The sequence below is a fragment of the Exiguobacterium aurantiacum genome (assembly GCF_001766415.1).
Taxonomy (GTDB): Bacteria; Bacillota; Bacilli; order Exiguobacteriales; family Exiguobacteriaceae; genus Exiguobacterium; species Exiguobacterium aurantiacum_A.
In genome coordinates this window covers 227,700-242,952 of the sequence record NZ_MKXO01000001.1, presented here as the reverse complement: position 1 = coordinate 242,952, position 15,253 = coordinate 227,700, and the positions used below count along the sequence as shown (strand labels likewise).

Here is a 15,253-nt window from a genome sequence, read left to right as displayed (position 1 = left end):
TTCCCCCTGTTTATGGTAGTAAGACGACTTTCCCGCATTTCCCGGCCCGCATGAGCTCGAAACCTTGCTCGAACTCCTCGAGCTTGAAGACGTGGGTGATGATCGGTTCGACGTTCAATTGGCCGGACGCGAGCATTGTCGACACTTGGCCCCACGTCTCGTACATTTTACGACCGGTTATGCCTTGGACCCGGATTCCTTTGAAGACGACGTCACGCGTCAAATCGAGCGCGACCGGTCGTGCCGGAAGTGACAAGACGTTGACGTCACCGCCCGCCGTCACCATCTTGAACGCCTGGTCGATCGCGACCGGATGCCCGCTCATCTCACAGACGACGTCGATCCCGTCCCCGTCCGTCTCAGCCATGATCAGGTCGAGCGGATTTTGGTCCATGCTGTTGATGACGACGTCCGCTCCCATCTGTTCTGCGAGCTTCAACCGGTACGGATTGATGTCAATCGCATACACGCGGCTCGCACCGGCCGCCTTGGCGACGCCGACGGCCATGAGACCGATCGGGCCGCAGCCGACGATGGCGACAGATTGTGCCGTTACGTCACTTGCGAGCACGGTATGGACCGCGTTCCCGAGCGGTTCTTGAATCGACGCGAGCTTCGACGGCATCGTCTCCGGGTTGACCCATAAGTTCTCTTCCGGCATGACGACATACTCGGCGAAACAGCCTTGTGTGTCGACCCCGATGATTTTCGTATTTTTACAGATATGATACTGGCCACGCAAACATTGTTTACACTGATGGCAGACGATGTGCGTCTCAGCCGACACGGTCTGACCGACTTTGATGCGCTTCGCGCCTTCCCCGAGCGCCACGACTTCCCCTGAAAACTCATGCCCGAACACGTAAGGCGGTTTGACCCGGCTCTTCGCCCAGTCGTCCCATTCATAAATATGGACGTCGGTCCCGCAAATCGATGTCGCTTTCACTTTGATCAATACTTCACCGGCACCCGGTGTCGGAATCGGCACCTCGACCAGCTTTGCCCCAAATCCGGCCGTGTGTTTTTGAATCGCTTTCATAACAGGTGTCGTTGCTTCCTTCTCTGTCGTTGACACGAGCTGTTCCATCGAAAACGTCCCCCTCTTGTCTGTTTGTCGAACTTCACGTTCTCTTTCATCTTGTCATAAAATGACGAAACTGAGAAGATAGAACCTCATTTTTCAACAAAAAAGAGAAGCCATCCGCTCCGATGGCTTCTCTTCACAAGAATAGGACCTATGTCCCGACCGCACAAGCTCATCTAGGTTCGATGATGAGCTTGATGGCAGTTCGTTCTTCCCCGTCAATTAGAATATCCGTGAACGCTGGAATACAGATCAAATCAAGACCGCTCGGCGCGACGAAACCGCGGGCGATGGCGACAGCTTTGATGGATTGATTGAGCGCACCGGCGCCGATCGCTTGAATCTCACACGTTCCTTTTTCACGAAGAACGCCAGCTAATGCACCCGCAACGGAGTTGGGATTCGATTTTGCTGAAACTCTGAGTACGTCCATTCTTGTTTCCCCCTCGGGTAGGTTGTTCAATCAAACCAGACGGTCTGATCATCTAGGTGTATGCGTTCGATCTTGGTCGCTCGTTTCGACTGGTCGTCGATCGTGATTAAAACTCCATTAAGTTGTTCCCGTCCCTCGGCAACTTCAAACCGGACCGGGAGTTGTGTCACAAACTTTTTCAACACGACAGACGCGTCCATGCCGAGGACACCGTCGAGCGGACCGGTCATCCCGACATCAGTGATATACGCCGTCCCGTTTTTGAGCACACGCTCATCAGCGGTTTGGACATGGGTGTGCGTCCCGACGACGGCTTGGACACGGCCGTCTAGGTGATACCCCATCGCGATCTTCTCACTCGTCGCCTCGGCGTGCATGTCGACGAAGATAGCATCGACGTCGTCCCGCACCTCATCGACGAGGGCGTCGACTTTGCGGAACGGACAATCGAGCGACGGCAAGAACACCGTCCCCATGACGTTGATGACGGCAAGCTTCTTCCCGTTCTGCTTGAGCACCATCATGCCGACACCGGGCGTGCCGTCCGGATAGTTGGCCGGACGGACGATGCGCTCGGCGTCGTCGATCCAATCAAAGATTTCACGGTTGTCCCATGTATGGTTCCCCATCGTCACGCCGTGGAATCCAAGTTCGAGAAATTGTTGGTATATTTTTTTTGTGATACCGCGCCCGTTGGCTGCGTTCTCACCGTTGACGAGCATGAACGTCGGACTGTATTTGCTTTTCAAGCGCCCGATTTGTGCTGCCAAGATGTCACGACCCGGTTTCCCGACGACGTCACCGATAAATAAAATCTTCATAAATATTTCCTCCTTCAAAACAGAAAAAGCGGAGAATGTCTCCGCTTTTTACTTCGCATAATCGACGGCACGCGTTTCACGAATGACCGTCACTTTAATTTGTCCTGGATAATCCAGTTCATCTTCGATTCGTTTGCAAATATCGCGGGCCATCTTGTTCGCCACGACGTCGTCGACGACGTCTGGGCGGACGATGATGCGGACTTCGCGTCCTGCTTGGATCGCATATGATTTCTCGACACCTTCGAACGACTCACAAATTGACTCGAGGCGTTCTAAGCGGCGAATGTAACTCTCGAGCGTCTCTTGACGAGCGCCCGGCCGTGCCGCAGACAGCGCGTCTGCCGCTGCGACGAGAACAGCGATCGTCGATGTCGCTTCGACGTCTCCATGGTGCGAGGCAATCGAGTTGATGACGACCGGATGTTCTTTATACTTCGTGGCCAGCTCAACGCCAATTTCGACGTGGCTGCCCTCGACTTCATGGTCGATCGCTTTCCCGATATCGTGGAGGAGTCCCGCTCGCTTGGCGAGCGTCACGTCTTCCCCGAGCTCGGCGGCCATCATGCCGGCGAGGTGGGCCACTTCGACCGAATGGGCGAGTACGTTTTGACCGTAACTCGTCCGGTAACGCATGCGCCCGAGTGTTTTGATAAGGTCAGGATGTACCCCGTGGATACCAGCCTCGAACGTCGCTTCCTCACCGTATTCACGGATGCGCTCATCGACTTCGCGGCGTGACTTCTCGACCATCTCTTCGATCCGGGCCGGATGGATCCGTCCGTCTTGCACGAGTTTTTCTAGCGTCATCTTGGCGATCTCACGACGGACCGGGTCAAATCCGGACAAGATGACCGCCTCAGGCGTGTCATCGATAATGAGATCGATCCCAGTGAGCGTCTCGAGCGTGCGGATGTTACGTCCTTCACGACCGATGATGCGCCCTTTCATCTCGTCACTCGGCAAGTTGACGACGGATACCGTCGTCTCAGCGACATGTTCAGCCGCATAACGTTGCATCGTGAGAGACAACAAGTGTTTCGCTTTTTTATCAGCTTCAAGTTTTGCTTTTTGCTCGATGTCTTTTTGAAGGAGAGCAGCATCGTGAAGCGCTTCCTGCTTCGCTTCGTCCATGATGATGGTTCGTGCTTCTTCTTTCGACAAGGCCGCCACGCGTACAAGTTCTTGACGGGCTTCCTCGTATAATTCCTCCACTTTGCTTTCGAGCGTCTCTGCTTCACGTTTCCGTTTCGCAATGCCCGCCTCGCGTTCATCCAAAGCATCTTCTTTCCGTTCGAGCATGTCTGCTTTCCGGTCAAGAAGCTCTTCTTTTTGAACGAAGCGATTCTCTTTCACTTTCTGCTCTTCGCGACGTTCACGTAACTCTTGTTCCGTCTCATTGCGAAGTTGAATCATCTCTTCTTTTACTTCAAGCCGTGCCTCTTTTTGCATCGCTTCCGATTGTTGTTTCGCTTGCTCCACAATCTTGGTCGCTTCCGTCTCAGCACCTTGAATCTTCGCTTCGGCGATCGATTTACGCACAAAAAAACCTGCAACAAAAGCTATCGGCAAAAGGAGGATCAGAATAAGCCAATTTAGCCATTCCATCATGTTCACCTCCCTTTCGCAAGGTTATTTTATTTTTTTAAGATTGAATGACACGGGTGGACCCGCGCATAGCTTTATTGTACTTATTTACTTGTTAGAATGCAATGCAAGGACAGGATAGAACTCCCAATTCCTTAAAAAATATTGTGATATACAAAAACCCGCTCGGACGCATCCGGCGGGTCGCTTGCTTAATCTTCTTCGATGAGTGAGAGCACTTCATCACTGTCGGCTTCGACCGTGACCGTCTTCTCACCGTTGAGACCGTAGTGATCACGAATTTGTTGTTCGATCGCTGCGGCGATTTGTGGATTTTCTTTCATGAACTGCTTCGCATTTTCACGACCTTGTCCAACGCGTTCTTCGTTGTACGAATACCAAGCACCGCTTTTTTGAACGATATCAAGATCGGCACCGATATCGATGAGTTCACCTTCACGTGAGATCCCTAGACCGTACATGATGTCGACTTCAGCTGTTTTAAATGGTGGGGCGACCTTGTTCTTGACGACTTTGATCTTCGTCCGGTTACCGACCATTTCTTGGCCTTGCTTCAACGTCTCTGCACGACGAACTTCTAAACGAACCGACGAATAGAATTTCAAGGCACGTCCACCTGGAGTTGTTTCCGGGTTCCCGAACATGACACCGATTTTTTCACGAATCTGGTTGATGAAGATGACGATCGTCTTCGATTTGTTCGTCGCACCCGACAACTTACGGAGCGCTTGGCTCATGAGACGAGCTTGAAGTCCCATGTGTGAGTCACCCATCTCACCTTCGATTTCAGCTTTTGGTACGAGTGCCGCTACCGAGTCGACGACGAGGATGTCGACGGCACCAGAACGAACGAGCGCTTCTGCGATTTCGAGCGCTTGCTCCCCTGTGTCCGGCTGTGACAAGAGCAGTTCATCGATGTTGACACCGAGGTTGTGCGCGTACTTCGGATCGAGCGCGTGCTCCGCATCGACGAACGCTGCTTGGCCACCGCGTTTTTGGACTTCAGCGATCGCATGGAGCGCCACTGTCGTCTTACCTGAAGATTCCGGTCCGTACACTTCGATGACACGACCACGTGGATAGCCGCCTGCGCCGAGCGCGATGTCGAGGGCGATCGATCCTGACGGAGTGACGGATACTTGTTGATCTGTATTTTCACCGAGGCGCATGATTGAGCCTTTACCGAATTGTTTCTCAATTTGGCGTAATGCCATTTCTAACGCTTGTTTACGATCACTCATAGATTAATGAGCCTCCTTTGATTTGTATCTTCATTATAAACGAACCCAACCTTTTACACAAGGTTTTTACGAACGTTTATTCGCCTTTTTTCATTCGTTGCCACAATGCCCATAACCCATCCTTGGCCGCGCGCGCCTGGATGACGTTCCGCTGTTGGTGCGGATAGACGCGTTCGATCACTTCCATGCCTGATGGCGTCTTCACCCCGATGAACACGGTGCCGACCGGTCGACCCGAATTTGAGACGGGTCCGGCCTCACCGGTGAAGGACAATCCGTAATCCGAATTCGTCTGATCAGCGAGCCCTTGGATCATTTCTAAAGCAACTTGTTTTGAGACGACCGACTGTGACTCAATTGTAGCAAGGGATACCCCTAAAAACCTATTTTTTAGCTTGTCCGAGTATGTGACGACGCCTCCTAGAAAGACTTCTGACGCCCCTGGGACCGCCGTCAGCATCGCTTGGACTTGTCCCCCGGTCAACGATTCGGCGATCGATAGCGTCGCGTGGCGCCGTCTTAGCTCGCGAATCAAATGCGCAGCCAGCGTATCCTCGTCCGAACCGAAATAATAGGCGCCGACACGGGACAGAATGTCTCGTTTGACGCGGTCGATCATCTCCCGGGCCGCGTCCTCGGTCTCCGCTTTCGCGCTGACACGCAGTCGCGCTTCCCCTGATTCCGCGTACGGGGCGACTGTCGGGTTCACCCCGTCCATTAGATCGGATACCGCCTCGTCGAGCGCCGACTCACCGATCTCATAAAAACGTAGTGATTCAGAAACGATCGTCGCACCCGAAAACTTGCTCGGAAACGTCGCTTCGACAATCGCTGTCATCTCGCGTGGCACCCCGGGCAAGAGCAGCCACGTCGTCTCGTCCTCGACCCACATGCCGGGAGCGAGACCGGCCGGATTGTGGAGCACTTCAGCTCCTGATAAAACATCTGCTTGTCTGGCGTCCCCGTCGTTCATGGCTCGTCCCCGCGAGGCGACAAAGCGTCGGATCGTGTCTAAAGACGCTTCGTCCCGAACGAGCGGACGGCCGAGCAAGTCAGCGAGCACTTGTTTCGTGATGTCGTCATTCGTCGGACCGAGTCCCCCGGTGACGATTACGAGTTCGCTCCGTCGCTTCGCTTGCTCGAACGTTTCTCTCAGACGTTCGAAGTTATCCCCGACCACTACATGATACAGCACGGACAGTCCATATTTCGACAACTGTTCTGATAAGTAACGGGCGTTCGTGTTCGAGATTTCCCCTAAGAGTAGTTCAGAACCTACCGCAATGATTTCGGTCCGTTTCATCGAAGTTCCTCCTTTGATTCAAAAAAAAAGACGAGTTGCTCCCACAACTCGCCTGTCGTCGATTTACATCGATTTTACAATGATCTTATAGTTTTGTGCGAAATACTCGGCCCCAGAATAAATCGTTAAGACGAGTGCGAGCCACATCGCCCACTCCCCGAACGGGATGCCGATATAGTTGAAAATCGGGTTGCCGAACAATAAGAAGATGATGGCAAAGAGCTGGATCCATGTCTTCGCTTTACCCGACTTACCGGCCGCCACGACGATTCCTTCATCAGCCGCGACGAGACGAAGCCCCGTCACCGCGAACTCACGTGACAAGATGACGACGACGACCCATGCCGCGACGAGGTCCATCTCGACGAGCAAGACGAGCGCCGCCGTGACGAGTAACTTGTCAGCGAGCGGATCCATGAACTTGCCGAAGTTCGTGACCAAGTTGTGCTTACGGGCCAAGTGCCCGTCAAGCCAATCCGTAATCGCTGCGATCGTAAACACGACCGCGGCGATGAATTGATGGAGCGGTACTTCCGCCCCGAGGAAAGCGATGTCTCCCCAGTTAAAATCTACAGCGAGCAAGACGACGAATACGGGGATGAGCAAAACCCGCAACATCGTCAGGCGGTTAGGTAGGTTCATCGAGAACTCCTCCTCTAGAAGACGTCGACTTATTCAGCGTCGACTCTCTTCACAAATATATTTTGTGTGACCGGAGAATCAGCAAGCTCAAGCTCACGGCCGTTGACGACAATCTTCTCGACGCCACCGATCAAACCGATCCGAATCCGAAGCGTATCTGTTTCGGCACCTTCGATGACGATCGGGTTTTGTTTCGATTGGTTCGGATATTCCGGTGCAAGGAACGCTCCTTCAAGCGATGTATCGCGAACGCCGACATAAGTCGCCGGTGATTCTTTGACGTGAATCTCGGTCGTCAGCTTGTCAGCTGTTGCGATCTCATACGTGAGGTCGGCCCCGTTCGTTTCCGTCACCGCGATCGGTCCGGTTTCTTCTGGCGGCTCTTCCTCGGCCGGTGTTTCTTCGACCGGCGCTTCTTCCGTCGGCTCTTCTTCAGGAACGTCTTCATTTTGATTGATCGTCACGCCTGAAGCCGGTGGTTCAGCCGGTGTCGCGTCCTGTCCGCCTCCAAAATCGAGATTTCTAACGACGTAGTAGACCGCTGTCACAAGCAAGAAGGCGACAAGCACGAGCATGATTTTCGGCACCCATCTCGAGACGCGGCTCGACGTCTCGGAAGCTTTTGAATAAGTTTGCTTACGTGATAATTGAGCGGTCGGTTGCGGTTCGATTTTCGGTAAATCTTTTGCATATGTCTCGTAAAGCTCATCGACATCAAGCCCGAGCGATTCCGCATACGTTTTGATGAACGCCCGTGCATAAAACGAACCAGGGAGATTTTTATAATCACCTTCCTCGATCGCGATGATATAGCGTTTTTGAATCTTCGTCGTCTGCTGAATTTGGTCAAGCGTCAGACCGCTCGCCTCACGCCTTTGTTTCAAAAAAGTCCCTAGTTCTGTCAAAGGGGTCCACACCTTCCATTCAATTAATTATTCAAACCATTCTGCTTCACGATTCGTTTCTTGCGGAATGATGATGATTTCATCTTGGTTGTTTCGCAGTTCGATAATATAGTCAAAGTCCTCAAACACGCAATCGGTATTGCGGACGTATAGATCGGGATGCTCGATCACTTTGACGGCAGGCAGACGCATGACTTCCCGGATCAACTGACGATGACGTTCGTCCATCGTCCGCGTCGAAACGGCGCCGTCGATTATGTAGACGTGATCGCCTTCTCGTTCTTCTTCAAACAGTGACGTCCGGACCGTCTGTTTCATGAGTGTCGACGAGAGAAACAGCCAACGCTTGTTTGCGCAGACGCTCGCCGCGACGATCGACTCCGTTTTGCCGACGCGCGGGTTGCCCCGGACACCGATCAACAGATGTCGTTCTTCTTTCATCAGTTCAGCGACAAAATCGACGAGTACCCCTAAATCTTCGCGCACGAAGCGAAACGTCTTTTTGTCGTCGTTGTCGTGTTCGATATAGCGGCCGTGACGGATCGCAATCCGGTCCCTCAGTTTCGGGCGGCGGAGTTTGATGACGACGATCGCTTCCATCTTCCGCAAAATATGCTCGAGCCGATGGACGTGATCGGCGGCCGGTGCCTTGAGCAACATCCCGCGACGTTGAAGATCGACCCCGTTGATGGTCACGATCGAGATTTGGAGCATCCCCATCAGCGAGGCGATATCGCCGAGGATACCGGGGCGATTTTGGCAAAGTTCATATTCGAGATACCATTCTTCGAACTTATGATCCATCTCGTCCACCCTTTCCGAATGTAGGCTCGCTACCTTGTTCATTCTAAATTATTTTAGAAGAATTGAAAAGAACTCGTTTCAACCGAGGCGACAAAGTTTTCACTGCCAACCGCCATCGACCCGTAACACCGTGCCGGTCACGTAGGACGCGGACGGTGAACAGAGGAAACGGATCGTCTCGGCAACTTCTGTGACATGACCGAGACGGCCGAGCGGAATCTCATCTCTAACGTCTTGTTTCGTCTCTTCTACCGTATCATTCATCGGCGTCTCAATCCACCCCGGCGTGATGGCATTGATGCGAACATTGAACGGGCCGGCCTCGCGCGCGAACGCTTTGACGAAGCCGAGCTGTGCCGCTTTGACGGTCGAGTACATCACTTCTCCGGCCGCTCCGACTTCCCCCCAGACGCTCGAGACGATGACGATGTCGAGCGGGCGATCGTAAGCTTTTTGCCCGACGACGTGTTGAACGAGTCGAACCATCGCGCGCACATGAACGCGATAGAGACGATCGAGTTCAGTGATGTCCGCGTCGACGAGCAGCCCGTAGGCGTGGTTACCGGCGACGTGAATAATCCGATCGACCGCGCCGACCGTAGCGAGCCAGGCGTCTAGCTCCTGGTCGTCGCCGAGGTCGCACGTGACGACTTGGCCTGACAAACCTTCTGTCTTCACGAACGCTTCGAGCGCTTCCGTGTTCGCGTGCGCATGTAAGATGAGCTCATCATCGCGAAAGGAAAGGGCGACGGCACGACCGATCGCCCCACTCGCCCCGGTGATGAGTGTCGTCATGGTTTTTTGACGACACAGACGGTCCGTTGATCCGGTTTGAACAATCGGTCATACGTGTCGTATAGCTCTTCAAGCGTGACCGCGTCTAGCAGCTCAGGCAAATCGAACATGTTCCCGCCCGTTAGCGCGTAGCGTGAAAATTGGTTGGCGATGAACTCGGGTGAGTTGAGCGCCTTCAAAAACTGCCCTTTCATCATCCGCTTCTTACGGTCGAGTGTCTCATTTCCGATGTCGAGCGGACGCTCGAGCACCTCGGTGATGCGGGCGACGAACGCATCGACATGCGGTGTCTCCATCGACAGCACGGCGAAGGCGAACGATTCTTCCGACGTATAGTCGAACGAGAAGGCATCATCGATCAACCCTTCGGCGTAAAGCTCTGCATAGAGCGGCGCCGTCGTGTCAAACAAGGCGTGCATGAGCAGTTCGACGGCCAGTTCTTGTTTCATCCCGTCTTCCCCGGCGCGTGGCGTGTCCTTGTAGCCGATCATGACTTTCGGGACTGATACGTCCATCTCGATGACACGCGTGGCTAAGCGGACCGTTCTCGGCTCTTGCACGTGTTCGCGTTCAGTGAGTACAGGCGGTTCGAACGTTTTCGCGGCCTGATTCGAACTGATCTGTTCGAGCACGATGTCAGGGTCGATGTTGCCGACGACGAACAGCGTCATGTTACTCGGATGATAGAACGCTTGATGACATGCATAAAGGTCAGCGGCCGTGATCGCGCTGATCGACTCGATTGTTCCGGCGATATCGATTTTGACCGGATGCGCTTCATACATCGCCTCGATCAAACCGAAATAAAGACGCCACCCTGCGTTGTCTTGATACATTTGAATCTCCTGGCCGATGATGCCTTTCTCTTTCTCGACCGAAGCCTCCGTAAAGTACGGATCTTGGACGAAATCAATCAACGTCTTTAAGTTTGCCTCGACGTTTGACGTGGCACCGAACAAATAAGCGGTCCGGGTGAATGATGTGAAAGCGTTCGCCGACGCCCCGAGCTGTCCGAACTTCTGGAACACATCGCCGTCCTCTTTTTCGAACATTTTATGTTCAAGGAAATGGGCGATGCCGTCGGGTACTTCGATCCAGTCGTCCGTTTTGAAGCGGCGGTCGATCGAACCGTATTTTGTCGTGAATGTGGCGTACGTTTTTTCATATCCAGCTTTCTTCAGCAAGTAGACCGTCAGCCCGTTATCGAGAACGACGTGATGAATCGTCTCACCGACGTTTGGAAAATCTAGTTTCATGCTGTCCCCCCCTTTAAACAATAAATCGCCTTCAGTTTGATTTGACTCGAGAGCGCGGCCACGTCTTCTCGCGTGGTCCGGGCAAGGATGGCCATCTCTTCTTCGAGTGAGAACGGACGGATGTCCGAGCCACTCATCCAAGCGATCAGTTGACGCGGACTGTCACCGAGTTGGCGCCGTTGATGGAACAACATCTCTTTCGTCTGCTCAAGCGTCATGTCATCGAACTCTCCTGCTTGCAGGTCGGCAAGTTGGTCGGCAATGATTTGTTCTGTTTTCACTTGGTTCAAGGCATCGATCCCGGCGTAAACGAACAACATCCGGCTAAGCGAACTGTATTGCGACGCCGCATAGTACGCCAAGCTCTCCTTTTCACGGACGTTCATGAACAGTTTCGAGTGTGGGAACCCACCGAACAAGCCGTTGACGACTTGCATCTTGATCGCGTCCTCGCTGCGCGGGTCAATGTTGGCCTCATAGGCGAGGTGAAGTTTACTCTGCTTCACGTCCTGCTGTTCCTCAAGTCGTTGAAACTCTCGGTCGACCGGTTCAGGATACTCTCGGACGAGCGGCGAGCCGAGCGTTTCGAGTGGCAAAAATGCCTCGGTCACTTGGTCGCGCGTGACGTCCCCGACGACGTAGACGTCGATGCGGTCGTGTTTGATCATGGACGTGTACGCCTCATAGAGCGATCGCGGCGTCACCTGGTCAAGTTGTTCGAGTGTCCCGAGCGACGGGATCGCGAGTTCTCCGCCGAGCAGTTCTTGCAATCGCTGCTGGGCGAAGCGCATTTTATCATCGTATACCGACTCGATGCGTTGACGCTGCAGACGGGATTCTTGTTCGACGATGAGCGGTTGAAACGCGCCGTCGTAAACGTTCGGGCGGAGCAACACTTCTTCTAATAGCTTGATCGCCTGAGACAGGACCGGTTCCCCGACGAGCCGGTCGTTCACGACTTCCAGTTGGAACTGGATGACATGCTCTTTCCCGACTTTTGACGCACCGGCGAATAGGCTGGCATCATATAATTGTTCGAGCGGTGTATGAAACAGTTCAATCGACGGATACGCCGCCGTCGCTTTTTCCATGACGTACGGCAGTAGCGCCCGGTCGGCAATCGTCTCTGCAGACAACGGCGCCGCGAACGAGACGAGGCACGTCGTCGTTTTAAATTTATCGGTCGGATAGACCGAGTAGTGGAGCTGGTTACGGAATTGTTCGATCCCTTTCATGAATCATCTACTCCTTTTTCGTTTTCGGTTGGAACACGGACGCACCGCGCGCATACTCTTGATCGGGTACGCCCGCCACCACGTTGGCATAACGGGCGGCCGTGAACAAGTAATCGCTTAAGCGGTTATAGTAAGACAATTGACGAACGGCCGCATCGATGTTGACGAGCTCGCGTTCGACGCGGCGACAGACCGTCCGGGCGACGTGCAGACTCGCCGAGGCCACGCTGCCCCCCGGCAGAATGAAGCGGACGAGTTCTGGACACTTCGTCTCTAGTTCATCGATCCACGTCTCGAGCTCGGTGACGATCGCTAAGTCGACTTGCTGCGGCGGATCTTGTTTGTACATCAGTTCTGAACCGAGGTCGAACAGATCGTGCTGGATTTTCGTCAGTTGATGCCGTAACGTCGCGTCCGTCTGGTGCGCGAGCGCGAGACCGATGTGACTGTTCAATTCATCTAACAACCCCATCGCCTCGATTTGCGGATGTACTTTCAAGACGCGTCCGCCGATCAATGACGTTTCACCCTTGTCGCCTCCACGTGTATATCGCTTCATGTCATTTCCTCCTCTATGCCACAAATGGTGACCCATAGGAGTCACCATTGTCGTTATGATTGCGGTTGGTCGTAAGGGAGCCGAATCGTGAACGTCGTCCCTTCGCCGTACACGCTCGTGACGTCGACCGTGCCATGATGGGCGTCGATGACGTTCTTGACGATGGCGAGTCCGATGCCTGTTCCGGTCTTCCCGCCGCTCGTCCGGGCCTTGTCCGCTTTATAGAACCGCTCGAAAACAAACGGCAAGTCCTCTTTCGGGATCCCGCTGCCGGTATCGGTCAAACAGATCAAGAAGCTGTCCGCTTCTTCGGTCGCCTCGAGCCGAATCGCTCCGCTCTCGGTGTGGGCGATGGCGTTGCCGATCAAGTTCGTGAACACTTGTTCTAACCGGTCCCCATCCGCTTCAATCATCCGCTTCGGAGCCACGGTCGACAACGTGATCCCTTTCTCGTTCGCCATCTGGTTAAACTTGCGCATCACCCGAGGTAAAAATTCGCCGAAATCGAACGCCGCGAACTGCATCGTCTCTTTCCCTGATTCGATTCTCGCCAAATCGAGTAAATCGTTGACGAGCCGGGCAAGCCGTAACGACTCGTCGTAAATGATCGAAGCGAATTCTTTCGTCGCCTCGTCACTCTCGGTCATGCCGTCGATGATCGCCTCGGAATAGCCTTGGAGCGTCACGAGCGGTGTTCGCAGCTCGTGGCTGATGTTGGCGACGAAGTCGGTCCGCATCTTGTCGAGGCGGTGACTTTCGGTCGTATCACGGATGACGACGACCGCTCCCTCGAAATCTTCCTCCCCGAGGAGCGGTGTGACCGTCAACGTGTAGTAGTGATCGTCTTGCTTCACTTCAATCGTCTTCTCAGGCGCACCGCCGACGACGTCTTCGTAGAGCGCGAGCACGACTTCGTGCGGTTGATCGTCGTGCAATAACGGCTGTGCCTGCGGGTTCGTCACGATCACGTTCGCATGGCGATCGAGCGTGATGACACCGTCTGCCATCGAACGTAGAATCGAAGCGAGCTGCAGCCGTTCGCGGTCGAGCGCGTTCACGTATGTCGACAGCTGGCTGCTCATCGCATTGAATGAGCCGGCAAGTTCACCGATTTCGTCATTCGTCTTCTGGACGAGCCGCAGATCGAACTGTCCTTCACCCGTCTTATTGACGGCATCCCTCATCTCACGCAGCGGGGCCGTGATCCGGGTCGATAAGAAGAAAGCGAACACGGTCGTGACGATGATCGCCGAGGCGACCGTCCAAAAGATGATTGTCCGCGCCCCTTCATTCGCGCTTGAGATCGCATTGAGCGGCTCAATCAAATAGAGTGTATACTCGCCCGTCTCAAGAGAGAACGTCGTCCGATACGCCAAGGCAGCCTGGTCATCGAACGACGAGAAGTTCCCGATCGCCGTCTCCCCTACAGCTTGATAAGGACCCCATGACTGACGTCCGAGTTCGGTCATCAAGCCATCGACTTCCGTGCCGAAGTTCGAACGGACCGACCCGTTCTCTAAAATATAGTTCGCTCCGTACACTTCGATGATTTGGTCGACCGTCCGTGACGAATCGCCTTCCTCTAGCAAGACTGACTGGACTTGCCCACCGAGTTTCGCTAAATGCCCACGTTCCTGATCAATATGGAACGAGTTGAAGAACTCGAGCATTAGGACGGATACGATGAACAAAATCAGGCTGACCAACACGAGGATCGTCAGCCACAGCTTCGTGACAATACTATTGCGGCGGATCATCACTCACTGACGACTTCAAACTTGTATCCGACACCCCATACCGTCGTGATCATTTGGGCCGCGGATGGAGAGACACGGTTCAATTTCTCACGAAGCCGTTTCACGTGCGTGTCGACCGTTCGAAGGTCTCCGAAAAATTCATAGTTCCATACTTCTTTTAACAGTTGCTCCCGCGAGAACACTTTATCGACTTGTTTGGCCAGGAAGAATAATAGCTCATACTCTTTCGGCGTGAGGGCGATTTCTTCTCCGTCGACCGTGACGCGGTGTGCGTCATTGTCGATCGTCAAATGCGGGAACACGATCAAGTCTTTCGACTTTTCGGCCGTTTGCAAAAACTTTGTCGAACCTGAGCGACGGAGTAGCGCTTTGACGCGTAAGACGACTTCACGAGGACTGAACGGTTTGACGATGTAGTCGTCCGCGCCGACCTCGAACCCTTGAACCCGGTCGATCTCCTCACCTTTCGCCGTCAGCATGATGACAGGTGTCGCTTTCGTTTTACGGAGTTCGGTACACACCTCGACCCCGTCCATCTTCGGCATCATCAAGTCGAGCAAGATGACGTCAAAGTCGCCTTCAAGTGCGAGTTGAAGCGCTTCTTCACCGTTCGTCGCTTCTTCGATCACGTATTGCTCCCGTTCTAGATACATTTTTAACAGTCGGCGAATTCTTTCTTCGTCGTCGACTACTAGAATTTTTGTTTTATCAGCCATCAACTAAACCTCCCAGAGAACCATTACAAGATGTAGCGAATGTTGCACAATTGTGAACATTTCGCTCTCTTTCATAACTATACCACTCTATTAT

15 protein-coding genes are annotated in these 15,253 nt (G+C 53.6%); all 15 read right to left on the bottom strand.

Going from position 1 to position 15,253, the window contains the following annotated elements; translation table 11 throughout:
• Positions 1-10: 10 nt before the first annotated feature.
• Entirely contained in the window at positions 11-1,087 is a 1,077-nt protein-coding gene (gene tdh, locus BJU60_RS01255; RefSeq protein ID WP_070327132.1) for an L-threonine 3-dehydrogenase, read from the bottom strand.
• Positions 1,088-1,256: 169 nt separating this feature from the next.
• Positions 1,257-1,517: a stage V sporulation protein S gene (locus tag BJU60_RS01250; RefSeq protein ID WP_016509762.1), complete on the bottom strand. Its 261-nt coding sequence runs from the start codon at positions 1,515-1,517 to the stop codon at positions 1,257-1,259.
• 26 nt (positions 1,518-1,543) lie between these two features.
• The gene (locus BJU60_RS01245; RefSeq protein WP_035386387.1) at positions 1,544-2,338 is read right to left on the bottom strand and encodes a TIGR00282 family metallophosphoesterase; all 795 of its coding nucleotides are present in this window, start codon (positions 2,336-2,338) and stop codon (positions 1,544-1,546) included.
• Between the two features lie 48 nt (positions 2,339-2,386).
• Entirely contained in the window at positions 2,387-3,949 is a 1,563-nt protein-coding gene (gene rny, locus BJU60_RS01240; protein ID WP_370246299.1) for a ribonuclease Y, read from the bottom strand.
• A 188-nt stretch (positions 3,950-4,137) separates the two neighbouring features.
• A complete protein-coding gene (gene recA / locus BJU60_RS01235; RefSeq protein WP_070327130.1) occupies positions 4,138-5,187 on the bottom strand; it encodes a recombinase RecA in 1,050 nt (349 codons plus the stop codon).
• Between the two features lie 76 nt (positions 5,188-5,263).
• Positions 5,264-6,490: a competence/damage-inducible protein A gene (locus BJU60_RS01230; protein ID WP_070327129.1), complete on the bottom strand. Its 1,227-nt coding sequence runs from the start codon at positions 6,488-6,490 to the stop codon at positions 5,264-5,266.
• A 63-nt stretch (positions 6,491-6,553) separates the two neighbouring features.
• Complete coding sequence (gene pgsA / locus BJU60_RS01225; RefSeq protein ID WP_070327128.1) at positions 6,554-7,132, bottom strand: CDP-diacylglycerol--glycerol-3-phosphate 3-phosphatidyltransferase; 579 nt, start codon at positions 7,130-7,132, stop codon at positions 6,554-6,556.
• A 29-nt stretch (positions 7,133-7,161) separates the two neighbouring features.
• Positions 7,162-8,016 carry a helix-turn-helix domain-containing protein gene (locus tag BJU60_RS01220; RefSeq protein WP_233589550.1) on the bottom strand — a complete coding sequence of 285 codons (855 nt, stop codon included), beginning with the start codon at positions 8,014-8,016 and terminating at the stop codon, positions 7,162-7,164.
• Positions 8,017-8,064: 48 nt separating this feature from the next.
• Positions 8,065-8,841 (bottom strand): DUF3388 domain-containing protein, encoded by a 777-nt coding sequence (locus tag BJU60_RS01215; RefSeq protein WP_070327126.1) that lies wholly within the window; start codon positions 8,839-8,841, stop codon positions 8,065-8,067.
• 99 nt (positions 8,842-8,940) lie between these two features.
• Entirely contained in the window at positions 8,941-9,636 is a 696-nt protein-coding gene (gene ymfI / locus BJU60_RS01210) for an elongation factor P 5-aminopentanone reductase (protein ID WP_070327125.1), read from the bottom strand.
• Positions 9,633-10,892: an EF-P 5-aminopentanol modification-associated protein YfmH gene (gene yfmH / locus BJU60_RS01205; protein WP_070327124.1), complete on the bottom strand. Its 1,260-nt coding sequence runs from the start codon at positions 10,890-10,892 to the stop codon at positions 9,633-9,635. Before yfmH ends, ymfI begins: the two co-directional genes overlap by 4 nt.
• Complete coding sequence (yfmF, locus tag BJU60_RS01200; RefSeq protein ID WP_070327123.1) at positions 10,889-12,127, bottom strand: EF-P 5-aminopentanol modification-associated protein YfmF; 1,239 nt, start codon at positions 12,125-12,127, stop codon at positions 10,889-10,891. The genes yfmH and yfmF overlap by 4 nt, the downstream gene beginning before the upstream one ends.
• A 7-nt stretch (positions 12,128-12,134) precedes the next feature.
• Positions 12,135-12,686, bottom strand: a complete 552-nt coding sequence (locus BJU60_RS01195; RefSeq protein WP_070327122.1) for a cob(I)yrinic acid a,c-diamide adenosyltransferase — start codon at positions 12,684-12,686, stop codon at positions 12,135-12,137.
• 53 nt (positions 12,687-12,739) lie between these two features.
• Positions 12,740-14,443: a HAMP domain-containing sensor histidine kinase gene (locus BJU60_RS01190; protein ID WP_070327121.1), complete on the bottom strand. Its 1,704-nt coding sequence runs from the start codon at positions 14,441-14,443 to the stop codon at positions 12,740-12,742.
• On the bottom strand, positions 14,443-15,159 hold the full coding sequence (locus BJU60_RS01185) for a response regulator transcription factor (protein ID WP_070327120.1): 717 nt from the start codon (positions 15,157-15,159) through the stop codon (positions 14,443-14,445). Before BJU60_RS01185 ends, BJU60_RS01190 begins: the two co-directional genes overlap by 1 nt.
• Positions 15,160-15,253 lie beyond the last annotated feature (94 nt).